Raw genomic sequence first — 26,320 nt, 5'->3', positions numbered from 1 at the left:
CGGCAGCGCCACCGCCGCCGCTCTCGAGGAAAGGCGCGCCGGCACCATCGACGGCGTCCGCACCACCAGTACCTTCTGAGCCACCCGACCGCCTGTTCAGCGGCGGTGGCGGCGACGGTGGTCCTGGACGATCAGGTCGTGGCGGCCCGCGATGAACTCCTGCACCCAGATCTTCGCCCGGATCAGGGGGCGTCTGAGGCGTTCCTCCCTGCGCAGGGCCCGGTGGAGTTTCTTCGTGTCCACCCCGTACCGCCAGCGGGCCCACGGAGAGCCGGGCCGGGCCAGGCGGAACGCGCTCACCACCAGCACCACCGGCAGGAACAGCCCCAGCAGGCCGGTCCAGATCTTGCCCTTGAACAGGGTCACGATGGCCAGGACGAGGTTGACGAGCACGTTCGACAGGACCAGCAGGAACACCCCGATCGGCACCGCGCGGTCCGGGCCCAGATCCCGGACGTCGCTGAAGCCGACCGGGCGGACGCCGACCAGGATCAGGCCCGTCACGGCCACGGCGATGAACACCGCGTCGACCGACGCGCGGCCCTCTTCCATCCAGTACACGTCCCGCAGGTGCAGGATCAGGGCGAACTCGTCCAGCACGAGTGCCGCACCGACGCCGAAGACGCTCGCCGCGGCCGCGTACCAGATCGTGTACGCGTCCGGGATCGACAGCGCGGCCACGCCGCCGACCAGCATCAGCACCACGCCGAAGACCACGTGGTGGATGTGCAGGTCGCCGACCTGCACGTTCTTGAACCACCAGCGGACCTTGGCCCTGATAAGCCGCACGTTGATGCGTACCGCCACAAACGTGACGATGAACGCCACAAAGAAGCAGAACAGCGGCAACCGGCCGGTATCCACGATTCGTTGCGTGAAGAACTCCCCCACGATTCGCCCCCGAGTTCGTACGCCCTCATCATGACCCATTCCGGCCGTCGGCGACGATTGCCCCAGAGGGAAATACCAGGTCAGCGAAGCGTAATCCCGGTCAGCCGTTGAGACGCACCGGGTTCACCAGGTCCGCGTAGATCAGCAGCGCACCCATCGTGATGATCACGGCCGCCATGGCGTACGTCAGCGGCAGCGCCTTGGCGACGTCCACGTGGCCCGGGTCGGGGCGGCGGGTCAACCGCGCCAGGCCGCGCTTGAGGCCCTCCCAGAGCGCCCCGAGGATGTGCCCGCCGTCCAGCGGGAGCAGCGGCACCAGGTTGAACATCCCGATGGCGAAGTTGACCGTGCCCAGCATCATCAGGAAGAACGCCAGCTTGTCCAGGCCGGGTTCGTGGGACGCGGCGATCTCTCCGCCGATGCGGCTGGCGCCGACCACGCCGATCGGGCCGTTGGGGTCGCGCTTCTCGTCGCTGAACGCGGCGTTCCAGACCCCGACCATCTTCTTGGGCATGTTCACCAGCGAGCCGAGCGTGCGCGTCGTCAGATCCGACATCGTGCTGACGACCGTGCCGGGCCCCTGGTGCACACGCGCGTCGGTCGGCGTGATGCCAAGGAAGCCGACCTGCTCGGTCTTGTCGGGGTCGGTCAGCGACCGCATCTGGTTGGTGGTGACCGGAACGCTCAGGTTGAGGGTCTGCCCACCGCGCCGTACGACGATCGCCACCGTACGGCCGCCGGAGGCGCGGATCAGCTCCTGGAGCTCGTCGTAGGAGGTGATCTTGTGGCCGTCGTAGGACGTGATCCGGTCGCCCGGCCGGAGCCCGGCCTTCACGGCGGGGGTCGCCGGGTCGCTCGCCGCGCAGTCGCGGCCGGCCTGCGCCGCCGAGATCGTGCACTTGGCCACCTCGGCGATGACCGGCTGGGGCGTCGACACGCCGATGCCCATGACCACGATGCTGATGAACACGAAGGCCAGCAGGATGTTCATGAACGGCCCGGCGAACATGATGATGACCTTCTGCCACCACTTCTTGCTGTAGAACACGCGGTTCTCGTCGCCGGGGCCGACCTCTTCGAGCGAGGCGCCGCGCGCGGACTCGATCAGCGTCTGGAACCGCCCGGTCGAGGAGGCCCGCAGCATGCCCTCGGGGTCGTCCTTGCGCGGAGGCAGCATGCCGATCATGCGGATGTAGCCGCCCAGCGGGATCCACTTGACGCCGTACTCGGTCTCGCCCGTGTGCCGCGACCACATCGTCGGGCCGAACCCGACCATGTACTGCGGCACGCGCACGCCGAAAAGCTTCGCGAATGACAGGTGGCCCAGCTCATGCAGGGCGATCGAGGCGAGCAGTCCGAAGAAGAAGACGACGATGCCCACCACGAACAGCCAGCTCATCCAATGCTCCACATCAGTCGTGCCGGAGGCTCCCCGAACGGCGACGGGCGACGCCCCAGTCGGACAAGCGTATGCCGAAAAGGCAAACTCATGTCAGGAAGCCGCGCAGCAGTGCCGCCGTACCTTCTCGAAGTCCGTCCTTCGGCGGGCGCCCGGTTGAGTAGGGTGCGCCGATGGCGGAGGACTACTGGAACCACAACGTGCACTATCACCCGCTCGTGCTCCGCGCGGTCCCCGAGGGGTGCGGTGCCGCGCTCGACATCGGCTGCGGCGACGGGCTGCTGGCCCGGAGGCTGGCGCGCCGGAGCGGCGCGGTGGTCGGCGTGGACGTCTCGGCGGAGATGGTCCGGCTGGCCCGCGAACGCAACACGGACCTCGGCAACGTGACGTTCGCCGAGGCGGACCTCCTGCGCCCCGACCGCGAACCGCTCGGCGACGGCCGGTTCGACTTCGTCAGCGCCGTCGCGGTCATCCACCACGTCGACTTCGCGGCGGCGCTCGCGGCGGTCGAGCGCCTGCTCGCCCCGGGTGGCCGCGCGGTGATCGTCGGTCTCGCCCGCAACCGGACGCCGCTCGACTGGGTGCTGAGCGGCGCCGGTGTCCCCGCCGCCTGGTGGTACCGGCGCCGCAACGGCGGCAAGGGCCACCCGGACGGCCTGCCGATGAAGGATCCCGCCATGAGCTGGGGTGAGATCCGCCGTGACGCGCGCCGGCTGCTGCCGGGCTGCCGGTTCCGGCGGCACCTCCTCTGGCGCTACTCCCTGATCTGGAACAAACCCCGGGGCGGCTGAACGTCCACCCGGTCAGCGGCAGGTCAAATCGTGGCCACGCGAGACCCAGTTCGGTGGGGCGTAACGTTGTGTCACGCTTTCATCTTCTGCCGTGACCAGACCTGTGATCGGCGTGAGTGCGTACGCCGAACGGGCCCGCTGGGCGGCGTGGGACATGCCCGCCAGCGTCGTGCCCCAGCGTTATCTCGACAAGGTTCTCGCCGCCGGCGGCACGCCGGTGGTGCTGCCGGCCCTCCCCGGCGTCGACGGCGTGCTGTCCCGCCTCGACGGGCTGCTGCTCGTCGGCGGCGGCGACGTCGACCCGGCGCGGTACGGCGCGGTGCCGCATCGGGCGAACGGCCCGGTCAACCCCGTCCGTGACGCCGCCGAACTGGCCCTGCTGCGGGAGGCGCTCGCGCAGCGGCTGCCGATCCTCGGCATCTGCCGTGGCCTCCAGCTCATGAACATCGTCCTCGGCGGCACGCTGCACCAGCACGTGCCGGACGTCGTCGGCCACGAGGGGCACACGGGCGGCGAGGGCGTCTTCGTCCGGCACGCCGTGCACCTGCACCCCCGTTGCGGTCTGGCCCGCGCGCTGGACCGTACGACGCTGGAGGTGCCGAGCTCGCACCACCAGGCGATCGACCGGCTCGGCCGGGGCCTCACGGCGTGCGCGTGGGCCGACGACGGCCTGATCGAGGCCGTCGAGCTGGACGGGCACCCGTTCACGGTCGGCGTCCAGTGGCACCCGGAGGCCGACGCGGAGGTGGCGATCTTCTCCGCGCTGGTGACGGCCGCCATGATCCCCGCCCCCGCCGTCGTCTGAGAAGTCGGGAAAGGTCGGGAAAACCGAACCCATGATCGGCGTGGTGGCACCATTTCGCCGCCGCGCCCGGCCGACCAGCATGAAGACCATCCCCACAACACCGGAGGTCTCGTCATGCGTGGTTCGCGTCTCATCAGTGGCCTGCTGGCCGGCGGGCTGGCCACGGCCGCTCTGGCGGCGGCCGGGCCGACCGTCTCCTCGGCCGTGCCGCTGCGGCCGGGCGTCCACGCGGCGGCGTCCGCGACGGCCGCGCGGCTCACGCTGCCGCCGCCCACCGGGCCGGACGACGTCGGCACGGTCGCGCTGCGCCTGGTCGACGATTCGCGGCACGACCCGTGGGTGCCCGCGCAGGCGTACCGGGAGCTGATGGTCAGCGTCTTCTACCCGGCGCGCGACGCCGCGGCGTACCCGGTGGCGCCGCAGATGACCCCGGCCGCGGCGAAGCACTTCGACGCCTCGCTCGGCACCCCCGTGCACCAGGGCCTGAACATCAAGCCCGGCGCGGCCGACTGGGGCGCCACGATGACGCACTCCCACCAGGGTGCGCCGGTGGCGGCCGGCCGCCACCCCGTCGTGCTGTACTCCCCCGGCCTGGGTGACCCGCGCACGCTCGGCACGACCTTCGCCGAGGACCTCGCCTCACGCGGCTACATCGTCGTCACGGTCGACCACACCTACGACGCGTCGGAGGTGGAGTTCCCCGGCGGCCGGGTCGAGCCGTTCAAGCTGCCCCTGGACGGCGACCCGATCGCGACGCTGAAGAAGGTCATGAGCGTCCGGGTGGCCGACACGCGGTTCGTGCTCGACCGGCTGAGCACGCTCCCGTACGGGCTGGGCGCCGCCGTCGACCCGGCGCGGATCGGCATGGCCGGCCAGTCGGCCGGCGGCTTCACCGCCCTGCAGGTCCTGCACGACGATCCGCGAGTACGGGCCGCCGCGAACCTCGACGGCACGGTCGGGTTCGACCAGGACGACGGCGGTCCCGGCCTGTCGCCGCTCGCCGAGAGCGGCCTGCGCCGGCCGTTCCTGCTGATGGGCAGCCAGGCGAGCGACCACCACACCGTACGGTCGTGGGAGGCGCTGTGGGACCACAGCACCGGCCGGCGGCGCGACCTGCACCTGCGCGGCTCGGCGCACCACACCTACACCGACCTGGAGTCGCTGGCGCCACAGCTCAAGACGGACGCCGACACCGGCTGGATCGACTCCTCGCGGGCGGTCGCCGAGCAGCGGGCGTACCTGGCGGCCTTCTTCGACCGGTGGCTGCGCGGACGCGACGACGGCCTGCTGGACCGGCCGTCGCCGCGGTACCCCGACGTGACCTTCGTACGGTGAGCCCTCACTCGTTCCGCGCGGTCTCGGGCCCGGTGATCCGCCGGAGCAGGGGCAGGGTGGCGGCGATGGCACCGAGGGAGACGGCGAGCCCCGCGACGACCGTGACGGCGAAGCCGGCGCCCGGCGGGTGGAGCGGGTAGTCCAGCTGCGACTTCAGGAACAGCCCGGCGGCCACGAATCCCGCTCCCGTCGCCACGACGGCGTTGGCCAGGAGCGGGACGGCGCTCTCCAGGACGACGGCCCGGCCGAGGGTCGCGAGCCGGACGCCCGTGAGCCGCAGCAGGCTGAACGGGCGTTTGCGCTCGTTCATGCCGCCGACCACGCTCGCCGCCAGGGCGCACCCGGCGATGCACAGGCTGACGACGATCACCACGTCGGCCAGCCGCTCATAGCCCTTGAGCAGCTGCGCGGTGTCGGTGTTCGCGCGGATCTCCCCGACGGTGGCCGGCGGCTCGCGGTGCGGGAAGGCCGCGATGAGGGCCGTCCGCACCCGTTCGATCGCCGACGCCGACCCGTCCGTGCCGACGACGACCGTCTGGACCGGCAGGCGCCGCGCCCGTGACGAGGACAGGGCGACGGCGGGCCAGTTCGTGTCGGGAAGGCGCTCGGAGTCGAAGACGTAGTCGGGCGGCACCGAGACCACGTCCGCGCCGGCGGCGCACCGCCCGAAGCCCGGCACCCCGGCCAGCTCACGGCACGACATCAGCCCGGCCACCACGGGCCGGGGGCCGCCCAGCGAGAGCGTCGTGCCGAGCGGGTTCGTGTGGATCAGCATGACGCCCCGTACGCCGGGGATCGAGTGCAGCCGGGCCAGGACCTGGTCCGATACCGGGACGGAGGCGCGGGGCACACCCGGCGTTCTCGTCCAGCCGTGGGAGTACTCGGCCACCATCGTGCCGCGGGCCGCGGCGTCGCTCTCGGGCACGCCCTGCTCGGCGACCATCGTGTTGATCACTCCGACCGCCGTGCTGGTGACGAAGAGGGCGAGGACGAGCCCGCTGACCGCGCGGTAGCCGGCCTTCGGGTCGTCGGCGAGCCGCCGCCCGGCGATCAGCGTCGCGGGACGGCGGGCGTACCGCGCCACGACGCGTGAGCCGGCCATGGTCAGCCACGGCCCGGCGATCACCAGGCCGCCCATCATCAGGAAGATTCCGGTGAGGTACGCCCAGATCTGGCCGTTCGTGGTGGCGGGCCGGCGGCCGACGAAGAACGCGAGCTCGGCGACACCGGCGGCGAGCGGGATCAGCCGGTACGCGCGGGGCGGGCGCGGAGTGACGTGCCGGCTCACGCCGAGCGGGGAGATCCGCACCCGGCGCAGGGCGACCCGCGCCGCGATCATCGCGCCGAGCGGGACGCCGACGGCGACGAGCCCGATCTGGAGCGCGGTGAGCGACACGTCGGCGGCGTAGAACCGCTGACCCGTGATCGGGATCGCGGTCAGGCGCGTCCGGAAGAGGAAGAACAGCCCGAAGCCGCCCGCGGTGCCGGCGACCGCCGCCACGCTCGACTCGACGGCCGCGACCAGGGAGATCTGCCGGGGCGTGGCGCCGACCAGGCGCATCGCGGCGAAGCGCTGTTCGCGGCGGGTGGCCACGAGCCGGGTGACCGTGCCGATGAAGATCAACACCGGGAAGAGCAGCGCCGCCGCCGTGACCGACAGGATCAGGTCGATGCCGTTCGCGTTGGTGCCGGCGTTACAGCTCGAACAGCTGCTGGGCGTCCTGGTGGCGATGCCGGTCACCTTCGCCGCGCCGGGGGCGCGCGAGAGCTCGGCGGCGCTCGCGCCCACGATGACGTACAGCGAGTCCGGGGACGGGAGCGCGGACGGCCCGATCGTGCCGATCCGGCGGCCGGGGTAGCGGTCGCCGAGCCGGTCGGGCGGGGCCGCGCGCAGCAGCGCGGTCAGCGCCGGTGACGCGTAGTACTCCCCCGGCCCGGGCAGGCGCGGGATGCCGGGCGGGAGAGGTGTGCGGGGCCCGGTGGCGGCGACGTCGACCCGGGTGATCGTCCTGCCCTCGTAGCGCTCGTAGCCGAGGGTGGCCCACATCGGGTCCGGCGAGGACGTGACACCCGCCGTGGCCTCGGGGACCGCGGAGTTCAGCCAGGCGTAGCGGGCGTTCTGCGCGTTGACGGCGTTGATGCCCGCCAGGGTCGCCAGCAGCAGGCCGACGCCGAGCGCGACGGCGGCCGCGGTGACCACGAGCCGGGCGGCGGCCTCCCGGCCGCCGGCGACGGTGAGGCGGAGGCCGAAGCCGATCACGAGGCCACCCTGACCGCGGTGGTCCTTCCGTCGCGGACGATGACCTCGCGGTCGGCGTACGCCGCCACCCGCGGCTCGTGCGTCACGAGGACGACCGTGGTGCCCTGCTCGCGGGCGGCGGACACGAGCAGCTCCATGACCTGCTCGCCGGTGAGCGAGTCGAGCGCGCCGGTCGGCTCGTCGGCGAACAGCACCCGCGGGCTCGCGACCAGGCCACGGGCCAGCGCGACACGCTGGGCCTGCCCGCCGGACAGCTCGCCGGACCGCCGCCGCTCCAGCCCGCCGAGGCCGAGCCGCTCGAACCAGGGCTGGACCTGCCGGACGGCCGCGCCCCGGCGCAGGCCGCCGAGCAGCAGCGGCAGCGCGATGTTCTCCTCGGCGGTCAGCTCGGGGACCAGCTGGCCGAACTGGAACACGAAGCCGAACCGGTCGCGGCGCAGGGCGCTGCGCTCGGCCTCGCCCATGGTGTCGACCCGGCTGCCGTCGAACCGGACCTGCCCGGACTCCGGCGTGAGGATCCCGGCCAGGCAGTGCAGGAGGGTCGACTTGCCCGAGCCGCTGGGCCCCATGACCGCGACGATCTCGCCGGCCTCGGCCGACAGGCTCGCGCCCCGCAGCGCGGGCGTGCTGCCGAACGACAGGGTGATCTCGCGAGCCTCGATCAGCGGTGTCACGGCAGGACCTCGCGTTTCAGGGCGTCGAGCCGGGCCGCGGTGAGGTCGATCCAGCGAAGGTCGGACTCCAGGTGGAACAGGCCGTGGTCGGCGAGCAGCGCGTCGACCAGGTCACCGTTCCGCTTGGTGTCGGTCAGCTCGCGCATGCGCTTCAGGTGGGCGGCGCGCTGGGCGTCGAGGTACGCCTCGGCGTCGCGGTCGAGGAGCAGCGCGAGCACGACCTTGGTGAACAGCACGGTCTGCAGGTGCGGCTCGGCCTCGACCGGTTCGGCGAGCCAGGACTCGAACTCGGTCGCCCCCGTCTCGGTGATGACGTATCGCTTGCGGTCGGGGCCCGCGCCGGCCTCGGTCTCGCCCACGACCACCTTCCCGGCGCGGGCGAGCCGGGCGAGGGTGGCGTAGACCTGGCCGAACGGCAGCGGTTTGCCCCGGCCGAACAGCGCGTCGTAGTCGCGTTTCAGGTCATACCCATGGCTCGGCTCGCGTTCGAGCAGGCCGAGCAGGGCGAAGGGGACGCTCATGAGAAGGAGGGTACGCCGCGCGTATACTCGCCGTCTATACACTCGATGTATAGCCGCTCGGCCAGGTGAGACGAAGCGTGGGCTGTCGTCGCGCGACGGGCGCTGCTAGCCTGGCGGCAGCCGTTGATCCCGCGCGGGAGAGCGCCCGGGCCGCCAGTCCGGGCCGCCGAAGGAGCAACTCCTCCCCGGAACCTCTCAGGCGACGAAGACCGCGCGGAGCAGGCGACCTCTGGAAAGCGGAGCGATGCTCCCGCCGAAGGTGCAAGCCCCCCGGGCGAAGCTCTCAGGCGCCGATGACAGAGGGGGAGGCGCCGAGACCGCAAGCGAACCAGTGGGACGATATGACCCCCGGATCGCCCGCGCGATAAGGAGCCTGCCGCGATGTCCGTTCCGGACACCAAGAAGACACCACTCCACGAGGTCCACGAGGGCCTCGGTGCCACCGTCACCGAGTTCGCCGGCTATCTGATGCCGCTGCGCTACGGCAGCGAGACCGCCGAGCACCAGGCGGTCCGCACCAGCGCCGGGCTGTTCGACCTGTCCCACATGGGAGAGATCTTCGTGACCGGCCCGCAGGCCGGGGCGGCGCTCGACCACTCCCTCATCGGGCACCTGTCGGCGCTCGCCGTGGGCCGGGCGCGCTACACGATGATCTGCGACGCCGAGGGCGGCGTGCTGGACGACCTGATCGTCTACCGGCTGGCCGCCGAGACCTATCTGGTCGTGGCCAACGCCGCGAACGCCGCCACCGTGCTCGCCGAGCTGACCGCGCGGTCGGAGAAGTTCGACGAGGCCGCCGTCGACGACCGGTCCGACGCGTACGCGCTCGTCGCGGTCCAGGGGCCCAAGGCCCAGGAGATCCTCGGCAAGCTCACCGACGCCGCGCTCGGCGACCTGAAGTACTACGCGATCCTGCCCGGCGCGGTGTCCGGCGTCGACGCCCTGATCGCCCGTACCGGCTACACGGGCGAGGACGGCTTCGAGCTGTTCGTCTCCGCCGGCGACGCCGTGGCGGTCTGGAACGCTCTGACCGAGGCCGGCGGCGACGACCTGCGGCCCTGCGGGCTGTCCGCGCGCGACACGCTGCGCCTGGAGGCCGGGATGCCGCTGTACGGCAACGAGCTGACCGCCGAGACCACGCCGTTCGACGCGGGCCTGGGCCGTACCGTCAAGTTCGAGAAGGGCGACTTCGTCGGGCGTGCCGCGCTGGCCGCGATCGCCGACGAGACGCCGAAGCGGACCCTCGTCGGGCTCGTCGCCAGGGGGCGGCGGGTGCCCCGGCACGGGTACGACATCGTGGGATCGGACGGCACGCCGTGCGGAGTCGTGACCAGCGGCGCGCCATCCCCGACACTGGGCAAGCCCATCGCCATGGGCTATATCGACGCGGACCACGCCGAAGACACCGATCTCGCAGTGGACATCCGCGGCAAACATGAGCCGGTCGACAAGGTCGCCCTGCCTTTCTATAGGAGGACCCCGTGAGCAGCGTTCCCGAGACCCTTTCCTACACCGAAGAGCACGAGTGGATTACCGAGCCGTCCGACGGTGTTGTCACTGTGGGGATCACCGCCTATGCCGCCGACGCCCTCGGTGACATCGTGTACGTCTCGTTGCCGCAGGAGGGCGCCACGGTGGAGGCCGGAGAGCCCTGTGGCGAGGCGGAGTCGACCAAGTCGGTGAGTGACATCTACGCGCCGGTGACGGGGGAGGTCGTGGCGGTGAACAGTGCGGTCGAGGAGGACCCGGCCGTGATCAACGCCGACCCGTACGGCGAGGGCTGGCTGCTGAAGATCCGCACTGACGGCGACGGCCCCGACCTGCTGGACGCCCCGGCCTACTCCAAGTTGATCGAGGAGGCGTGAGATGAGCCTGTCCAACGCCCCTCTCTCCGAGATCGACCCGGAGGTCGCGTCGGCCATCGCCGAAGAGCTGCGCCGCCAGCAGTCGACCCTGGAGATGATCGCCTCGGAGAACTTCGCCCCGGTGGGCGTGCTCGAGGCCCAGGGCTCGGTGATGACGAACAAGTACGCCGAGGGCTACCCGGGCCGCCGCTACTACGGCGGCTGTGAGTACGTCGACGTCACCGAGCAGCTCGCGATCGACCGCGCCAAGGCCCTGTTCGGCGCCGACCACGCGAACGTCCAGCCCCACTCGGGCGCGCAGGCCAACATCGCGGTGTACTTCGCGCTGCTCCAGCCGGGCGACACCATCCTGGGCCTGGACCTCGCCCACGGCGGGCACCTGACCCACGGCATGAAGATCAACTACTCCGGCAAGATGTTCAACGTCGCCGCCTACCACGTGGGCGAGGACGGCCGGGTCGACATGGACGAGGTCGCCGAGCTGGCGCGCGAGCACCGGCCGAAGATGATCGTCGCCGGCTGGTCGGCGTACCCGCGGCAGCTCGACTTCCCCGCGTTCCGCCGCATCGCCGACGAGACGGGCGCGCTGTTCATGGTTGACATGGCGCACTTCGCCGGCCTCGTCGCCGCCGGGCTGCACCCCTCGCCGGTGCCGCACGCCGACGTCGTCACGAGCACGACCCACAAGACGCTCTGCGGGCCGCGCGGCGGGCTCATCCTGTGCCGCGAGGAGTTCGCCAAGAAGATCAACTCCGCGGTGTTCCCCGGCACGCAGGGCGGGCCGCTGGAACACGTGATCGCCGCCAAGGCCGTGGCCCTGAAGATCGCCGCGTCCGAGGAGTTCGCCGAGCGCCAGCGCCGTACGGTCGAGGGCGCGAAGACGCTGGCGGCGCGGCTGTCGCGCGAGGACGCCGCCAAGGCCGGCGTGAAGGTGCTGACCGGCGGCACCGACGTTCACCTGGTCCTGGTCGACCTGGTCGACTCGGAGCTGACCGGCCGTGACGCCGAGGACCGCCTCCACGACATCGGCATCACCGTCAACCGCAACGCCGTCCCGAACGACCCGCGCCCGCCGATGGTGACCTCCGGGCTGCGGATCGGCACACCCGCGCTGGCCACGCGCGGCTTCCAGGAGGCCGACTTCGCCGAGGTCGCCGACATCATCGCGCTCGCGCTGCAGCCGTCGTACGACGCCGCGGCGCTTTCGGCCCGGGTCACCGCCCTGGCCGAGCAGCATCCGCTCTACCCGAGTCTGTGAGATGAGATGACCATCGCCCCGGAAGGCCGCAAGCTGCTTCGCATCGAGGCGCGCAACGCCGCGACCCCGATCGAGCGCAAGCCGCCGTGGATCAAGACCAAGCTCAAGATGGGGCCGCAGTACCGCGAGCTGACCGACCTGGTGCGCAGCGAGGGCCTGCACACGGTCTGCCAGGAGGCGGGCTGTCCGAACATCTACGAGTGCTGGGAGGACCGCGAGGCCACCTTCCTCATCGGCGGCGACCAGTGCACGCGCCGGTGTGACTTCTGCCAGATCGACACGGGCAAACCCGCCGCGTACGACCCGGACGAGCCCCGGCGCGTGGCCGAGTCGGTCGAGCGGATGGGCCTGCGGTACGCCACGATCACCGGTGTCGCCCGCGACGACCTGCCGGACGGCGGCGCGTGGCTGTACGCCGAGACCGTACGGCAGATCCACTCAGCGCTGCCCGGCTGCGGCGTCGAGCTGCTCATCCCCGACTTCAACGCCGTGCCGTCGCAGCTCGCCGAGGTGTTCTCCTCACGGCCCGAGGTGCTCGCGCACAACCTGGAGACCGTGCCGCGGATCTTCAAGCGGATCCGGCCGGCCTTCCGGTACGAACGGTCGCTGTCGGTCCTGACGCAGGCGCGCGAGGACGGGCTGGTCACCAAGTCCAACCTCATCCTCGGCATGGGCGAGACCCGCGAGGAGATCTCGCAGGCGATGCGCGACCTGTACGACGCGGGCTGCGAGCTGCTCACCGTCACGCAGTACCTGCGGCCCTCCCCCCGCCATCACCCGGTCGAGCGCTGGGTCAAGCCGGAGGAGTTCGTCGAGCTGAAGGCCGAGGCCGACGAGATCGGCTTCGCCGGCGTCATGTCCGGGCCGCTCGTGCGTTCCAGCTACCGCGCCGGACGCCTCTACCAGCAGGCCATGGAGGCTCGCGGCGCCAAGGTTCAGTAGTCGTGGCGATCAGCGTCTTCGACCTGTTCAAGGTCGGTATCGGCCCGTCCAGCTCGCACACGGGCGGGCCGATGGTGGCGGCGCACCGGTTCGTGCGCTCGCTTCTCGATGACGGTCTGCTGGAGAAGACCGCGTCCGTACGCGCGGTGCTGTACGGCTCGCTGGGCCTGACCGGCAAGGGGCACGGCAGCGACAAGGCGGTCATCCTGGGGCTGGAGGGCGACCGGCCGGAGTCGGTCGACGTCGACGGCGTTCCGAAGCGGCTGGAGGCGTCGCGTTCGCGCGGCACGATCCGGCTGCTCGGCTCGCGTGAGGTGCCGTTCGTCGTCGGCACGGACCTGGTCTTCGAGCGCAAGGAGTCGCTGCCGCACCACCCGAACGGCATGCGCTTCACCGCCTGCGACGACGCGGGCGAGGTCCTGCGCGAGAACGTCTACTACTCGGTCGGCGGCGGTTTCGTCGTGGACGAGGACGCGACCGGCGCGGACCGCATCAAACCGGACGACACCGTGGTGCCGTACCCGTTCGCGACCGGGTCTTCGCTGCTGTCGCTGACGGAGGAGACCGGTCTGTCGGTGCCGGCGCTGATGATGGAGAACGAGAAGGCGTTCGGCCGCGACGAGGAGACGATCCGCGCCGGGCTGCTCGACCTGTGGCGGGTGATGCGCGAGAGCGTCACGCGCGGGTGCACGAACGAGGGTCTGCTGCCGGGCGGCCTGAAGGTGCGGCGCCGGGCCCACCTGCTCTACCGCAAGCTGCTCGCGGAGACCGAGGCGGACCCGCTGCACGCGATGGACTGGGTGACGCTGTTCGCCCTCGCGGTCAACGAGGAGAACGCCGCCGGCGGCCGGATCGTCACCGCCCCGACCAACGGCGCGGCGGGCATCGTCCCGGCGGTGCTGCACTACTACGACAAGTACGTCCCGGGCGCGTCCGACGAGGGCGTCGTGCGCTTCCTGCTGACCGCCGGGGCCATCGGCGTGATCATCAAGGAGAACGCCTCGATCTCCGGGGCGGAGGTCGGCTGCCAGGGCGAGGTCGGCTCGGCGTGCGCGATGGCGGCGGCGGGCCTGACCGAGGTGCTCGGCGGCACACCGCAGCAGGTGGAGAACGCCGCCGAGATCGGCATCGAGCACAACCTGGGCCTGACCTGCGACCCGGTGGGCGGGCTGGTGCAGGTGCCGTGCATCGAGCGCAACGCGGTCGCGTCGATCAAGGCCATCAGCGCCTCCCGGCTGGCCCTGCGCGGCGACGGCCGCCATTTCGTCTCGCTGGACAAGGCGCTCAAGACGATGAGGGACACCGGCCGCGACATGCTCGACAAGTACAAGGAGACCTCGCGCGGCGGACTCGCCGTCAACGTCATCGAGTGTTAGGGCTTGGCAAGCGGCCGTTGTCGATGAGGCGCGGCTCGCGGCTGCCGCGGGATGGGATCGGGGCGGTCGCGGTAACGGCCGGGGGCGACACCGTATTCGCGGCGGAACGCGCCGGCGAAGGCGAACTCCGTGGAGTAGCCGACCTGGCGGGCGATCGTCGCCAGTGGATCCTTGGTCTGGCGGAGCAGGCGGGCACCGTAGGCCAGGCGCCAGTGGGTCAGATACGTGATCGGTGGCTTGCCGGCCAGGGCGGTGAAGCGGCTGCTGAAGGCGGTTCGTGACATTCCGGCGACCTTCGCGAGCTCTGGCACCGTCCACCGGTGCTGTGGGCGGCCGTGGATCGCACGCAGGGCGGCGGCGATGGCCGGGTCGGTGACCGCCGCCCAGTCCGCCGTCCCCTGCCATTGCCGAAGGACGTGCACCAGCATGAGATCGACCAACGCGGACCGGGTCACCCGGTTGCCAGGGCGCGCTTCCGCTACGTCGTCCTCGAGAAGGCCGACCAGCGATCGCAGTTCCGGATGGTCGTCATAGTCCGGCGATACGACGATGATGTTCGGCATCGTGCGCAGGAACGGGTGGATCTGACCCCGGTCAAGGCGGTACGCGCCGCAGAGGAACGCGAAATCGGCCTGCGGAGGATCGCATGGCTCGGCGGTCGTCGTCACGGCGGGTAGGTCCCTGAGCCTGGCAGGGGCATGGCAGAGGCCGTGTTCGGCGCCGTTCGGGGCCACGACGATGTCGCCCGTACGCAGCGCCACCGGCTCGGTCGCCTCGGCGACCAACCAGCCCTGGCCGCGCAGCACGATGTGGAAACCGATCCCCTCGAAGCCGGGAAAGCGCACGCCCCACGCGCCCGACTCATTGATCCGGCGGCCGTTGGCACGTCCGGCGCGGACGCTTCCGATGGCTTCGCTGATCACGTCCACGCCCGAATGGTACTCATGCGGACCCGGGACCCACGCGTATGCGGACGGGGCGATCGCGCATGGTGGCGCACGCCCCTGGGCTGGTTGAGTCGATGGAACGCCGAAGACTGGAGAAGGTTCGATGACGAGTATGCGGACGGTGCTCAACGAGCTGCTGAACGAGCGGGCCACCCCGGTGGAGGAGGTGATGGCCAGGCATTTCGTCCCCGCCTACCGGCAACGCACCGACGGCACATGGGCCGACTGGACCGAGGTGGCACGGAATCTCACCCGCATCCGTAGCGCGATTCGCTCGGTGAGGATCGAGATGCTGGACGAGCTGACCGACGGACGCGCCTACGCGGATCGACATGTGCTCACCGTCGAGATGGCCGACGGCACGTCGCAGGTGCGCGAGTCGTATGTGTTCGGCAGGCTCGCGGAGAACGGCAGATTCGAGCGGATAGAGGAGGTCACGCTCGTGACCTCGACCTCAGAACGATGAGGGACGCCGTCGACGTGCGCTGACGGTCACCGAGCCTCTTCTTGCTTTTCGGTCCGGCCGTCGGCGAGACGCTCCTTGGTCAGCAGGGCCAGAGTACGGATGGCCTCGTCGAGTTCCCGTACCGTCTTGTCCGGCAGCGTCTTCAGCGCCATACGGGTCCGGTCGACGAGATCCGCGTCCTCCGGGGTCTCGATGAAGGCACCGCTGAACACGTTGACGATGGCGCCGAGGCGCTTCGGGTCCATGGTCGCAGGCGGATTCATACAGCTTTCCTCACATCGGTTGAGGCGACCGTCGGTTCGGGCGGCCATCATCCCATCTCGCCCCTTATTTCCGTGGCTTCTCGGCGAGTCAGGATGATCACCGGGCAGCATGAGGCGGGTGGACGAGCGACGGGGAGCCGGCGGCTCAGGACCGGACTACAACACGATGCTGCTCGTGGAGCTTCCGGAGGCGCGGCGGCGCGCCGACCAGGCCGCGGTCACCCGGATCTGCGCGGCAGTGGCGGACGCGGTGACCGAACAGCCGATCTTCCGGTACCAAGCCCTGTGGCGGATCGACGACCAGGACGCCGTGGCCCGGGTCTGCCTCTCCGCCGGGCGCACCTTCGCCGCCCGGAACAGCTTCGGGACCGCGGCGAGCTGGTACGAAACCGGCCTGCAAGCGGCGCGAGCCGTCGACGACCACGATGCCGTCGCGCGGGCGGCCTCGGCGCTGGCCGCGCTCGCACCCGGCATCGAGCGTGAGACGGGGCCTCTCACCCACGAACTGCGCCGTCTGCACGGCGCCCGCAAGGCCTACCGCAGCGCCGCCGAGGCGTTCGACCTGCTGGGCCGGGGTGCGGCGGCCGTACGGTTGCGCGAGCACGCGGCGTGGTGTGACGCGCGGCTGGATGACAGGCTCGGGGGAAGGCCGTTCACGGACGCCGACGCCCGCGAACTGTTCGACCAGCTGATGGACGACGAGGTGCTGTGCCCGTACCTTGAGGGGCCGCCCCGGCCCGCGAGGACCGACCTCGCCGATGAGCAGCTCCGCCTTCTCGACGCGCTCACGGTGGCGCTCGGCGCGCAGCTGGGTGAGACCGCCGAGCAGGTGTCCAGGTGGATCCGTCCGGTCCGCGGCGGGGGCGGGCCCGCGGGGGTGGAGATCGCCATGCCCGGCACGCCGGTGCCGACACTGCTCGTCCTGCCGCGGGTCGTCACCGATGAGGCCACGGCCGCCGTGGCCGAGCTGGACCTCGCCGGCGAGGCGAGCCGCGGCCACGAGCTGACCTGGGACCAGGCGGCCCGTACGTGGCGGATCCACGGCCGGCCGGCGCCGCGCCTCCGGTGACGGCACCTCGCCGTCAGGGGCCGTCGCCGGTACGGGTGAAGCCGTGGATCATCGCGTCGAGGCCGGCGGTGAACCAGCGGTCGTAGTAGCCGGCGGGGGCCGCGGGCGGCGCGTCGTCGGCGCCCGGCGGGGTGCCGACCTGCGCGAGCGCGTGGCCGAGCACGAACACGATGACCGACTGCACGGCGGTCACCGCGTCATCCGCGCCGATCCCCGCGGCGCGTGAGCGATCCAGCGCGGGGGCGGCCAGCGCCATGCCGGTGTCCACGTCCACCGGCTGGGTGGCCAGGAGCGGGACCGCGTGGGGGTGCCGCAGCAGCATCTCCCGGTAGCCGAGGGCGAGCGCGCGCAGCGCGTCCGGCCAGCGGGCGTCCGCGGGAACGTCCACGACCACCTCGGTGACGAGCCGGTTCACCACTGCCGCGAGCACCGCGTCGCGGTTCGGCAGATGCCGGTACAGCGACATCGCGGCCACGCCGAGCCGCGCGCCGATGCCGCGCATGGTCAACGCGTCGAGCCCTTCGGCGTCGATGATCGCGATCGCGGCGGCCACCACGTCGTCCCGGCTGATCAGCGGTGGCCGCCCGCCTCGACGCGCGCCGGTCATCCCGCGCCCAGCGCGACGGACAGCGTCGTACCGGCCATTACCAGTGACAGCACGCCGACCACCATATGCTGCACGTCGATCACGACCGCGTGTCCCTCCACGGGCAGGAGCTTCCAGGTACGCGCGTAGTCACGCCGGTACGCGTCGCGCTGCGCCGCCGTGCTGACCCCGACGTACGGCAACCACCAGCTCGTGACGTGGCCGACGAGGATCAGGCCGCACAGCGCGAGCGCGAGCGCCAGCGACCAGGGGCGCTGCAGTGCGACGCCGGCGGCGATCAGCAAGGGGAACGGGTAGTTGATCACCGCGGCCACCGCCCGGTGCCGCCGGTTGCCCGGCCCGAGGTCGTTCAGCGGGAACATCGGCACCCACTCGGTCAGCACCAGCCAGCCCAGCCACGCCAACGGCACGACGATCGCGATCGCGAACACGGCGTCCTCCTCTGTTTGTGTACGACGTAAGCTTACCTCGTACGCAAACTAGATGGCCGCTCGGTTCACGGTCAGGCCGCTGAGCTTCTCGCACAGTGCCCACACCGCGGCCCTGGCGTCGGCGTCGGGCACGCTCTTGCGCCACGGAGCGCGACCGCCCTTCCCGGTCACGTACGTTCCGGTAACGCCCTCCCGGCCGGGATCGGCCGACGGCAAGGCCTGGTTTCCATGGGCGTAGCCGTGCCCGGGATAGGCCACATTGACGGTTACTCCGGTGCCACATCCGTCCCCGGGCGCCCTTCCCCAGGTGTGAGGTCGCCGACTCCCGATTGTGAGGGCACCCCTCACCATGCCAGGCCCGGGTGAGGGTCCCCCTCACCACGCCAAGCCCAGGCGAGGGTGCCTCTCGCAGGAGACCAAGGGCCTCGCGGACTCCCCCGGTCGTGGAACCGGCAGGCGGTCCTCGTGGAGGTAGAGAGGGAACCGTGCGGGCCAAGGGTTGGCCCGCACGGTTATCGATCGTCAGGTCATCGTCGGGTCAGTTGCAGGTGTGGTCGGGTTTCAGGGCGAAGTTCGCCGTGGTCGTGGCCAGTTTGGCGATCTTGGCGGAGCGGGTCTGCGGTGCCCAGCCGTCCTTGGCCGCGATCAGGGTGAGCGGGTTGTTGCGGGTGTCGAGCCACAGCACGTACTGACCGTTCTTGTCGGTCTTGAGCGTGTAGCTCGCCGTCCACGAGTCGATCTGCACGGTCGCCCCGGTCAGCGGTGCCGGGGTGCCGGTGCAGCCGGCGCCCGTCACCGTTCCGGTGATCTTGCCCCAGGTCTTCGGCGGGTTCACCGTGAGCGTCACCGGGACGGCCAGGCCCCCGTACGGGGTCTTGGCGCCGATGGTGACCTGCGCGGTGAACGTGCCCGGCTGGGTGATCGTGTCGATGTCCGCGTTGACCGAGATCTTGACCTTGGCGGTACCGCCCGCCTTGATCGTCACCTCCGACTTGTCCTCCGACAGCCACGGGACGTCGCCGCCCGCGGCGTCGCACTGGTCGTAGCCCGGTAGCTGCTCGCTGTTCTTCGCCGGGTTGAAGCCGCCGGTCGAACCTCCAATCTTGTAGAAACCACAGGCGGCGGCGCCGCGGTAGAGGGTGTTGTTGGAGTTGGGCAGGGCGGTCCAGGTGTTCGCGTCCGGGTCGTAGGCGAAGCCCTGGTTGGTGAGCGTGCTGTTGCCGTTGGTCACGCCGCCCGAGACGAGCAGCTGGCCGTTGGCCGTCGACGAGCCCATCGCCCACAGGTCGATCGGCAGGTCGGCGACGGCGCTCCAACTGTCGGACGACGCGTCGTAGGCGTAGGCGTGCTTGGACGACGCCGAGCCCGCGGTGCCGCCGGCGCAGACCACCTCGTCGCCGAGGCCGCCGCAGGCGAGCCAGGCGGTCGCCTCGGGGTACGCGTGCGCCGAGCTCCAGGAGTTCGACGCCGGGTCGTACACCTGCACGTCCGTCTCACCGCAGGCGTCGGTGCAGCCGCCGACCAGGTAGATCTTGCCGTCGGCCACGGTCACTCCCGCGCCGGCGTACGGCTTGGGATTGTCGGCCCCGGTCGTCCAGGTGTTGGCGGCCGGGTCGTAGATCTCCGTCTTGGCTATCGTCTCCCCGGAGTCGGACCAGCCGCCGAAGACGTACAGCTTGCCCTCCACGGCGGCGACCTGCGGAGCCTCGCGACCGATGCTCATGTTCGCGATGGGGCTCCACGCCTGGGCACCGGGGTCGTAGACGTAGCCCTTGGCGCTGGTGGCCAGGCCCTCGATACCGCCGACCGAGTAGACCTTGCCGTCGATCGTCGCGGCGCCGTTGTCCATCTGCGCCATGGGGTAGTCGGCGATCGTGGTCCACGGCGGCGCGTACGGCGCCGCGGCGGACGCGGCGGCGGCCTTCGCCTTCGCCTTGGCGTCCAGCTTGCCGGGCTGGAACCGCCCGGACGAGTAGTCTCCCTTCACCTTCTGCAGCGGGGCGCCCTTCGCGGCGGGCTGGTAGGTGCCCGTCCGCTCGCCGATCTTGGCGGTGACCGGGGCGGTGCCGGTGTTCGTCAAGGTCACGGTCTGAGCGGCCTGTCCCTGCCAGGCGACCGTCTTGGTGACCGAACTCGGAGTGATCGTGATCCGGGGTGCGGCGAGCGAGAAGGCTCCCTCCGTCGCCCAGTTCGCGGCCACGTTCACGGTGGCGTCCTGGGCCGTGTAGCTCGACGCGGCGGCGGTGAACTTGTGGCTTCCGGTGGCCGAGGAGTACAGCCAGTAGAAGCCGTCGCCCAGGTTCGGGTCGTCCGGCGTCGCGGCCGAGGTGGCCCGCTCCGACGGCTGGTCGGCCGAGGTGACCGAGGCGCCGTTCACGCCGGTTCCGGTGTTCTTGTCCAGGACCTGGCCGACGACCAGGCCGCCCGATGTGGGGTCACAGCTGCGGCTGCCGAAGAACACGTCGTCGACCTGCCACCACCAGCTGAACTTACCGGTGTAGTGGAACCGCACCTGGACCGCGCTCTTGTTCGCCGCGGCGGACAGGTCCACGGACTCGGTCCGCGGCCCGCGAGCGCTGTCACTGGCGTGGTGCCAGACGTTGCTCCAGGTCTGGCCGCCGTCGACGCTGTAGTCGACCTCCGCCACCGAGGAGCTGATGCCGTCGTAGTCGGTGCGGAAGGACAGGTACGGGTGGGCCTTCCCGCTGAAGTCGACGGCGGGGCTGATCAGCGAGCTGTCCTGCGTGCCGCCGTTGCCGTACTCGTCACTGTCGATGTTGGCGAAACCGCCGGACCCTCCGGTGTGGTTGGTCCGGTTGCCGGGGTCGGTGAAGACCCAGGTCTGGCCGTTGCCGGCCTGGTCGTCGACGGTCCATCCGCTCGGCGCGGTGGTGCCGTCGAACGCCTGCGTGGCGCCGTCGTAGTGGTAGGTGTAACCGGCCGCGCCACAGGTCGTCTGGTCGACGGCGACGTCGACGTCCTTGTTCACGTCCGCCGACCCGACCGTGACGTCCGCCGCGCCCTGCGTGTAGCCGGGGTAGAGCGGGTCGACCTGCAGCGAGTAGGTGTCGCCGGCGGGCACGCTGAGGCTGTAGCGCCCGGTCTTGGGGTCGGTGTAGGCGACCGCCGTCGACTCGCCCTTGACCCGTACGGTCGCGTACAGCGGCCAGGCGTGGCCCGAGCCGTCGCGTACGGTGCCGGCGACGTTGACGCTCGCCTTCGCGACCAGCGCGAAGTTCTCGGTCACCGTCTGACCGTCCTCCACCGCGACGCCGGAGACGCTCTTGGAGGTGTATCCGAACTTGCTCGCGGTGACGTCGTACGTCCCGGCCGGAACGTTCAGGGTGTAGTGCCCCTGACCGTCCGTCGTGGTGGTGGTGTCGCCGACGCTGACCTTGGCCTCCGCCAGGGCGTTGGTGCCGTCGGTGACCGTTCCGGACACGATGCCGCGCGGGCCGGAGTGGAATGCCCCGGTGCCGTTGGGCGTGCCGAGCCCGGTCGGGCCGTCGTAGCCGCTGCCGGCCTTGCACAGGTACGCCGGGTCACAGCTGCCGTTGCTGCCCGAGGTGACGTCGTTGAGGTCGGAGGTCTGGTCGTAGGGGAAGGAGTTGGGCGACGATCCGGCCGCCGGCGTACCGCCGAGCGCGTAGACCGACGCGATGATCGGCGCGGAGGCGCTGGTGCCGCCGTAGACGTGCCAGCCGCCGTAGTAGACCGCGACGCCGGTGTTCGGATCGGCCACCGCGGAGACGTCCGCGACCGAGCGACGCGAGCAGCCGGAGTCCGTTTGGAACGAGGGCTTGGTCTCGTACGCGGAGCAGCCGCTGCCGGCCCCGCTCCACGCCGCCTCGGTCCAGCCGCGGGGGCTGGAGGTGTCCTTGGCGAGCGACGTGCCGCCGACCGCCGTGACGTACGGGGACACGGCCGGGTAGCTGGTCCCGTAGCCGTCGTCGCCGGTGCTGGCGGTGATGGCGACGCCGGGGTGGTGGAAGAAGGAGTCGTCGTACTGGGTCTCGTCGGATCCCTCGCCGCCGCCGTAGCTGTTGGAGACGTACTTGGCGCCCTGGGCGACGGCCTGGTTCACGGCCGCGCCGAGGTTGTCCATGTAGTTGTCGTCCGCCTCGACGAGCAGGATGTTGCAGCTCGGGCAGATCGCGCTGACCATGTCGACGTCCAGCGAGATCTCCCCGGACCAACCGGCGTCGGGCGGCGGATAGCTCGTCCCGCCACGCTGGTCGATCTTCTTGAAGCAGCCGTTCGCCGTCGTGCACGGCGGCAGGCCGTACTGCTGCCGGTAGACCGCCAGGTCGCTCTCCGCGCTCGGGTCGTCGAACGCGTCGACGATGGCGACCGTCTGGCCCGCCCCGCCCGAGGGCAGGTTGTAGGCGCTGAGCAGGTCCGCCGGGCCGAAGCCGGCGGGCGCGTCGGCCGGCTGGACACCCTTGGGCCCGATCACGTCGTCACGGACCACGGACAGACAGGACGCCTGACCGGCCTTCTCGGGCTCGGCGCAGACGTTGTGGGTCGGGTGCTGGCCGGCCGAGGTCGGACTGGTGGCCTTGGAACGGGGAACGGGCGTCCTGGTGGACGCGCTGGCTGCGGCGGGTACGGCGATCACCGTGGCCACCGCGACGGCGAGCGCCAGCAGCAAGGCGCTCAGTCGCCTCGCCGCGGGATCGGCCGCGGCGAGGACAGACACGCGGCGGGTACGCCGCGTCCCGGGGGGTTGGGGCATGCAAGCCTTCCTCAGCGGGGGGGTCGAGACCCGATACGGGTCACTGAACAAGCCGATATTGACTCAAGGCTTGACTATGATCACCGTCCGCATGTGGCCGTCACGTTATGACTAGAGGCCTTGCGGAAACTGACAGGTGACTTACAAAAACCGGTCCTGCGACATTCAGTAACGATTTACGGCCTTCGGCACACGCTCCGTGTTAGCGCTAGCGGGAACCTCTACAAGAATCGGGGTGCCATTTTTGAGCAGAATTTCGGAGTGTGCCGGTGAATGGCCGATTACGCACCGAGCAGGCGCCGGACCTCGGTGGGGGTGCGGCCGAGCTCGGCGCGTACGGCACGGCAGAGATGAGCCTGGTCGGCGAAGCCGAGGTCGGCGGCGATGCCGGCGAGGTGGCCCGCGCCCTGCTCGATGCGGTCGAGCGCGCGGGTCACGCGGATCCGGTTGCGGTAGCGGGTGAGGCTCGTGCCCGTCTCGCGCTGGAACACCCGGCTCAGGTGGCTGGGCGACACGCCGAGCAGCCGGGCCAGCGGGAACAGCCCGCCGGCCTCGGGATGGTCCGCCAGCAGCGCCTCACGGGCGTCGTCGGCCAGCGCCCGCGTGCCCACGCGGCGCGGGGCGGGCCTCCCGGGCACCCGCAGCAGCCCGTCGAGCAGGCCGACGAGCTGCTCGGCCATGCCGAACGCGGCGTCGGGAGCGGCGCGCAGCAGCCGCCGGTGCGCGAGCTGGAGCCGCCCGTCGAGGTACACCGGCGCCGAGGCCGGCCGCCGCCGGTCGTCGCCGGCCACCGACCACCACAGGGCCGGTGAGAACGTGACCGCGGTGCAGACGTCGCCCCCGGCCGGATGGGCGAAGCTCGCCACGTCGCCGGGCATCTGGAGGTAGCCGGCGGTGGGGTCGGCGAGAACGTCACGCCCCTCCGAGCGCAGCCGGAACCGCCCGGAGCGTACGAGCACCACCTGATGCCGCCCGGCCGGCTCGGGCGGCGACCAGCCGTGCCGGTGCCCCGCACAACGGACCGCCGCGACCGAGAAATCCGGGCCGTCGGCGAGCGAAATTTTGGACAGCACACCGCAACCCTAGTGACGCCCGGCGACATTTCCCGGGGCGAGCGAGAGACGGCAGGACAAGAGAGCAAGAATCGTCAAGCCACCGCCCGCCACGAACGCGCAGACTGCCCGAGGTCGTCTTGGGAGGGCGCATGCGTCGCGGGTCACTTGTCGTTCTGCTGACCGGGCAGGTCATGGTGTCGATGGACGGATCGATCGTCACCGTCGCGCTGCCGCACATCCGCACCGGACTGCACGCCTCGGGAGCGCTGCTGCAGCTGGTCACCGGCGGCTACATCCTCGCCATGGCGGTGCTCGTGGTCACCGGGGCGAGGCTCGGCGACCTGTACGGGCACCGCCGGGTGTTCCGCTGCGGCCTCGCCGGGTTCACCGCCGCCTCGCTGGCCTGCGGGATCGCACCGGACGGCCCGGCGCTCGTGGCGGCGCGGTTCGCGCAGGGCGGCTCGGCGGCACTCGTGCTGCCGCAGGTGCTGTCCCTCATCCAGCTCGGCTTCTCCGGGCCGGCCCGGGCACGGGCGCTCGGCCTGTACTCGATGGTGCTCGCGCTGGGAGTGGCGATCGGGCAGATCGCCGGCGGCGTCATCGTGAGCGCGGCCGGCTGGCGCCCGGTGTTCCTGCTCAACGTGCCCGTCGGCGCGGTGCTGATCGCCGTCGGCGGGTCGCTGCCGGGTGGGCGGGAGCGGGTACGGTCGCGGCTCGACGTTCCCGGCGTGCTGATCCTGTCCACCGCGATGACGGCCCTGGTGGTGCCGCTGGTGTTCGGCCGGGAAGAGGGCCGGCCGCCGTGGACCTGGGTGTGCCTGGCCGCCGGATGCGCCGGTCTGGCCGTCTTCGCGTGGCACGAGCGGCGCGCGGCGAGCCCGCTGCTGGACCTCGGCGTGCTGCGGGCGCCGGGTGTCGCGCCGGGGCTGTTCGCGGCGTGCGCCGTGATGGGCGCCTACGCGGGCCTGATCTTCGCTCTCGCCCTCCACCTCCAGAGCGGCCTGGGCCTGTCGCCGCTGGCCGCGGGTCTGGCCTTCCTGCCGTACACCGTCGGCTTCGCGACCGCCGGGCTGTCCTGGCCTCGCCTGCCGGCGCACGGCCGCCTGCCGGTACGCGGCCCGCTGCCGGTCGCGGGACTGCTGGTGTTCGCCGTGGCGGCCCCGCTCATCGCCGTGGCGGTGCGCCACGGCTGGTCGCCGCTCGCGATCCCGCTGCTGGTGGTGGCCGGGGCAGGTCACGCGGCGGGCTTCAGCCCGCTCGTCGAGCGGCTCGCCGCCACGGCGGGCACGGCGCGCGCGTCCGCGGTGTCGGCGCTGACCAACACGGGCACGCTGCTCGCGAACGTCCTGGCCATCGCGACGCTGGGCGGCGTCTATCTGGGCGCACGCACCTCGGCCCAGGGGCTCACCCAGGTGACCGTGCTGCTCACCGCGCTGCTGGGCGTCGCGGCCGCCGGAGCGTGGCGTACGGTCGCGGCCTCCCGACCGGTGTCCGCGGCCCCGGACGTGACGCTCACCCCAGGCCCAGGTCCTCGAGAGAGAAGACGAACCGGTAGTCGAGCCCGGACCCGGTGAAGTTCTCCGACGCGCCCCGGTCGGCCACCGAGGCGACCCCGGCCACCTCGACACCGGCCTCGCGGAGAGCCCGCACCGCGGCGAGGGGGCCGCGTGACCCGCATCGGCCGGCACCGACGCTCCGCCAGGGCGTCACAGCGGCCAGGCGACGGCGCGCCACGACGCTCAGGGCCGCTGAAGTGCGGCGTTCGCCGTAAGCTCGGGGCATGACACAGTACGTGCTCACGCTGTCCTGCCCCGACCGGCCGGGCATCGTGGCCGCGGTGTCCGGCGTGCTGGCCGAGCGCGACTGCAACATCGTGGAGAGCCAGCAGTTCGGCGACCGGGGCACCGGCCGGTTCTTCCTGCGCACGCAGTTCGACGCGCCGGACGGCCTGGGCGGCGCGCTCACGGAGGCGTTCGCCGCCCTGGCCCCCGAGTTCGGCCTCGACTGGCGCCTGCACGACCTCGCGCGGCGCACCCGGGTGCTGATCCTGGTCTCCAAGCACGGTCACTGCCTCAACGACCTGCTCTACCGCCACCGCTCCGGCCTGCTCGGCATCGACGTCGTCGCGGTCGCCTCCAACCACCCCGACATGCGGCCGCTGACCCAGTCGTACGGCATCGACTACCACCACCTGCCGGTCACCGCGGACAACCGCGCGGCGCAGGAGGCGGAGATCCTCGCGCTGGTCGAGCACTACGGGGCCGACCTCGTCGTCCTCGCGCGCTACATGCAGATCCTGTCCGACGACCTGTGCGCGAAGCTGCCCGGCCGGATCATCAACATCCACCACTCATTCCTGCCGAGTTTCAAGGGCGCCAAGCCGTACCACCAGGCCCACGAGCGCGGGGTGAAGCTCATCGGCGCCACCGCGCACTACGTGACCCCGCACCTGGACGAGGGGCCGATCATCGAGCAGGAGGTCGCCCGCGTCGACCACACGCACGGGCCGGAGGAGCTCATGGCGGTCGGCCGCGACATGGAGTGCCTGGCGCTGGCCCGCGCGGTCCGCTGGCACGCCGAGCACCGCGTACTGATCAACGCCGACCGGACCGTGGTGCTCCGCTGACCTG

Annotated in this window: 25 protein-coding genes and 2 riboswitches; of the genes, 12 read left to right on the top strand and 13 right to left on the bottom strand. The window is 71.5% G+C overall.

The genetic code is table 11. The features are described 5' to 3' along the window. Positions 1 to 96: 96 nt before the first annotated feature. On the bottom strand, positions 97 to 891 hold the full coding sequence (locus ABEA10_RS18530) for a hypothetical protein (RefSeq protein WP_425550918.1): 795 nt from the start codon (positions 889 to 891) through the stop codon (positions 97 to 99). A 100-nt stretch (positions 892 to 991) separates the two neighbouring features. Next, the gene (locus ABEA10_RS18525) at positions 992 to 2,290 is read right to left on the bottom strand and encodes a M50 family metallopeptidase (RefSeq protein ID WP_345465265.1); all 1,299 of its coding nucleotides are present in this window, start codon (positions 2,288 to 2,290) and stop codon (positions 992 to 994) included. Between the two features lie 173 nt (positions 2,291 to 2,463). Between ABEA10_RS18525 and ABEA10_RS18520 the strand changes: the two genes are divergently transcribed. From ABEA10_RS18520 to ABEA10_RS18510, 3 genes are all read left to right on the top strand, one after another. After that, a complete protein-coding gene (locus tag ABEA10_RS18520) occupies positions 2,464 to 3,081 on the top strand; it encodes a class I SAM-dependent methyltransferase (protein WP_345465263.1) in 618 nt (205 codons plus the stop codon). A 91-nt stretch (positions 3,082 to 3,172) separates the two neighbouring features. After that, a complete protein-coding gene (locus tag ABEA10_RS18515; protein ID WP_345465261.1) occupies positions 3,173 to 3,886 on the top strand; it encodes a gamma-glutamyl-gamma-aminobutyrate hydrolase family protein in 714 nt (237 codons plus the stop codon). A gap of 114 nt (positions 3,887 to 4,000) precedes the next feature. Continuing rightward, on the top strand, positions 4,001 to 5,221 hold the full coding sequence (locus ABEA10_RS18510) for an alpha/beta hydrolase family protein (RefSeq protein ID WP_345465259.1): 1,221 nt from the start codon (positions 4,001 to 4,003) through the stop codon (positions 5,219 to 5,221). 4 nt (positions 5,222 to 5,225) lie between these two features. Here ABEA10_RS18510 and ABEA10_RS18505 read toward each other — a convergent pair whose 3' ends face one another. Genes ABEA10_RS18505 through ABEA10_RS18495 form a run of 3 tightly spaced genes read right to left on the bottom strand, consistent with a single transcriptional unit; the run spans position 5,226 to position 8,676 of the window. Beyond that, positions 5,226 to 7,481: an FtsX-like permease family protein gene (locus ABEA10_RS18505; protein ID WP_345465257.1), complete on the bottom strand. Its 2,256-nt coding sequence runs from the start codon at positions 7,479 to 7,481 to the stop codon at positions 5,226 to 5,228. Next, a complete protein-coding gene (locus tag ABEA10_RS18500) occupies positions 7,478 to 8,155 on the bottom strand; it encodes an ABC transporter ATP-binding protein (protein WP_345465255.1) in 678 nt (225 codons plus the stop codon). Before ABEA10_RS18500 ends, ABEA10_RS18505 begins: the two co-directional genes overlap by 4 nt. Beyond that, positions 8,152 to 8,676, bottom strand: a complete 525-nt coding sequence (locus tag ABEA10_RS18495) for a PadR family transcriptional regulator (protein WP_345465253.1) — start codon at positions 8,674 to 8,676, stop codon at positions 8,152 to 8,154. Before ABEA10_RS18495 ends, ABEA10_RS18500 begins: the two co-directional genes overlap by 4 nt. A 124-nt stretch (positions 8,677 to 8,800) precedes the next feature. Continuing rightward, positions 8,801 to 8,898, top strand: a riboswitch (glycine riboswitch). 1 nt (position 8,899) lies between these two features. Next, positions 8,900 to 8,986, top strand: a riboswitch (glycine riboswitch). 71 nt (positions 8,987 to 9,057) lie between these two features. Here ABEA10_RS18495 and gcvT point away from each other — a divergent pair. From gcvT to ABEA10_RS18470, 5 genes are read left to right on the top strand one after another with little or no spacing between them, the layout of a single operon-like run. Then, positions 9,058 to 10,161, top strand: coding sequence for a glycine cleavage system aminomethyltransferase GcvT (gene gcvT, locus ABEA10_RS18490; RefSeq protein WP_345465251.1), 1,104 nt, complete (start codon positions 9,058 to 9,060; stop codon positions 10,159 to 10,161). Beyond that, complete coding sequence (gene gcvH / locus ABEA10_RS18485) at positions 10,158 to 10,541, top strand: glycine cleavage system protein GcvH (protein ID WP_345465249.1); 384 nt, start codon at positions 10,158 to 10,160, stop codon at positions 10,539 to 10,541. The genes gcvT and gcvH overlap by 4 nt, the downstream gene beginning before the upstream one ends. A gap of 1 nt (position 10,542) precedes the next feature. After that, positions 10,543 to 11,799, top strand: a complete 1,257-nt coding sequence (locus ABEA10_RS18480; RefSeq protein WP_345465247.1) for a serine hydroxymethyltransferase — start codon at positions 10,543 to 10,545, stop codon at positions 11,797 to 11,799. A gap of 6 nt (positions 11,800 to 11,805) precedes the next feature. Continuing rightward, positions 11,806 to 12,741, top strand: coding sequence for a lipoyl synthase (gene lipA / locus ABEA10_RS18475; protein ID WP_345465245.1), 936 nt, complete (start codon positions 11,806 to 11,808; stop codon positions 12,739 to 12,741). A gap of 2 nt (positions 12,742 to 12,743) precedes the next feature. Then, positions 12,744 to 14,117 (top strand): L-serine ammonia-lyase, encoded by a 1,374-nt coding sequence (locus ABEA10_RS18470; protein ID WP_345465243.1) that lies wholly within the window; start codon positions 12,744 to 12,746, stop codon positions 14,115 to 14,117. Here the strand turns inward: ABEA10_RS18470 and ABEA10_RS18465 are convergent. Continuing rightward, complete coding sequence (locus ABEA10_RS18465) at positions 14,114 to 15,046, bottom strand: AraC family transcriptional regulator (RefSeq protein ID WP_345465241.1); 933 nt, start codon at positions 15,044 to 15,046, stop codon at positions 14,114 to 14,116. The genes ABEA10_RS18470 and ABEA10_RS18465 overlap by 4 nt on opposite strands. 121 nt (positions 15,047 to 15,167) lie before the next feature. Between ABEA10_RS18465 and ABEA10_RS18460 the strand changes: the two genes are divergently transcribed. Beyond that, complete coding sequence (locus ABEA10_RS18460; RefSeq protein ID WP_345465239.1) at positions 15,168 to 15,530, top strand: hypothetical protein; 363 nt, start codon at positions 15,168 to 15,170, stop codon at positions 15,528 to 15,530. 26 nt (positions 15,531 to 15,556) lie between these two features. On the opposite strand, the gene ABEA10_RS18455 is transcribed toward ABEA10_RS18460, so the two are convergent. Continuing rightward, on the bottom strand, positions 15,557 to 15,793 hold the full coding sequence (locus ABEA10_RS18455) for a hypothetical protein (RefSeq protein WP_345465237.1): 237 nt from the start codon (positions 15,791 to 15,793) through the stop codon (positions 15,557 to 15,559). A gap of 118 nt (positions 15,794 to 15,911) precedes the next feature. Between ABEA10_RS18455 and ABEA10_RS18450 the strand changes: the two genes are divergently transcribed. Then, on the top strand, positions 15,912 to 16,862 hold the full coding sequence (locus ABEA10_RS18450; protein ID WP_345465235.1) for a hypothetical protein: 951 nt from the start codon (positions 15,912 to 15,914) through the stop codon (positions 16,860 to 16,862). A gap of 13 nt (positions 16,863 to 16,875) precedes the next feature. Here the strand turns inward: ABEA10_RS18450 and ABEA10_RS18445 are convergent, their stop codons facing one another. The 5 genes from ABEA10_RS18445 to ABEA10_RS18425 form a co-directional block, all read right to left on the bottom strand. Beyond that, complete coding sequence (locus tag ABEA10_RS18445; protein WP_345465233.1) at positions 16,876 to 17,469, bottom strand: TetR/AcrR family transcriptional regulator; 594 nt, start codon at positions 17,467 to 17,469, stop codon at positions 16,876 to 16,878. Beyond that, a complete protein-coding gene (locus ABEA10_RS18440; protein ID WP_345465232.1) occupies positions 17,466 to 17,900 on the bottom strand; it encodes a hypothetical protein in 435 nt (144 codons plus the stop codon). The genes ABEA10_RS18445 and ABEA10_RS18440 overlap by 4 nt, the downstream gene beginning before the upstream one ends. Before the next feature lie 48 nt (positions 17,901 to 17,948). Then, positions 17,949 to 18,158 carry a hypothetical protein gene (locus tag ABEA10_RS18435; protein ID WP_345465230.1) on the bottom strand — a complete coding sequence of 70 codons (210 nt, stop codon included), beginning with the start codon at positions 18,156 to 18,158 and terminating at the stop codon, positions 17,949 to 17,951. Between the two features lie 280 nt (positions 18,159 to 18,438). Beyond that, a complete protein-coding gene (locus tag ABEA10_RS18430; RefSeq protein ID WP_345465228.1) occupies positions 18,439 to 22,635 on the bottom strand; it encodes a carboxypeptidase regulatory-like domain-containing protein in 4,197 nt (1,398 codons plus the stop codon). Positions 22,636 to 22,916: 281 nt separating this feature from the next. Further along, complete coding sequence (locus ABEA10_RS18425; protein ID WP_345465226.1) at positions 22,917 to 23,708, bottom strand: helix-turn-helix transcriptional regulator; 792 nt, start codon at positions 23,706 to 23,708, stop codon at positions 22,917 to 22,919. A gap of 131 nt (positions 23,709 to 23,839) precedes the next feature. Between ABEA10_RS18425 and ABEA10_RS18420 the strand changes: the two genes are divergently transcribed. Then, a complete protein-coding gene (locus ABEA10_RS18420; protein WP_345465224.1) occupies positions 23,840 to 25,264 on the top strand; it encodes an MFS transporter in 1,425 nt (474 codons plus the stop codon). Here the strand turns inward: ABEA10_RS18420 and ABEA10_RS18415 are convergent. Continuing rightward, positions 25,203 to 25,472, bottom strand: coding sequence for a type I phosphoribosyltransferase (locus tag ABEA10_RS18415; RefSeq protein ID WP_345465222.1), 270 nt, complete (start codon positions 25,470 to 25,472; stop codon positions 25,203 to 25,205). The genes ABEA10_RS18420 and ABEA10_RS18415 overlap by 62 nt on opposite strands. Between ABEA10_RS18415 and purU the strand changes: the two genes are divergently transcribed. Then, positions 25,471 to 26,316, top strand: a complete 846-nt coding sequence (gene purU / locus ABEA10_RS18410) for a formyltetrahydrofolate deformylase (protein ID WP_345465220.1) — start codon at positions 25,471 to 25,473, stop codon at positions 26,314 to 26,316. The two genes, ABEA10_RS18415 and purU, sit on opposite strands and share 2 nt — an antisense overlap. Positions 26,317 to 26,320: the final 4 nt, after the last annotated feature.

The sequence above is a fragment of the Actinoallomurus oryzae genome (genome assembly GCF_039541955.1).
Lineage (GTDB): Bacteria > Actinomycetota > Actinomycetes > Streptosporangiales > Streptosporangiaceae > Actinoallomurus > Actinoallomurus oryzae.
The sequence above is the reverse complement of the archived record's forward strand: the minus strand, read 5'-3'. Positions and strand labels throughout refer to the sequence as shown.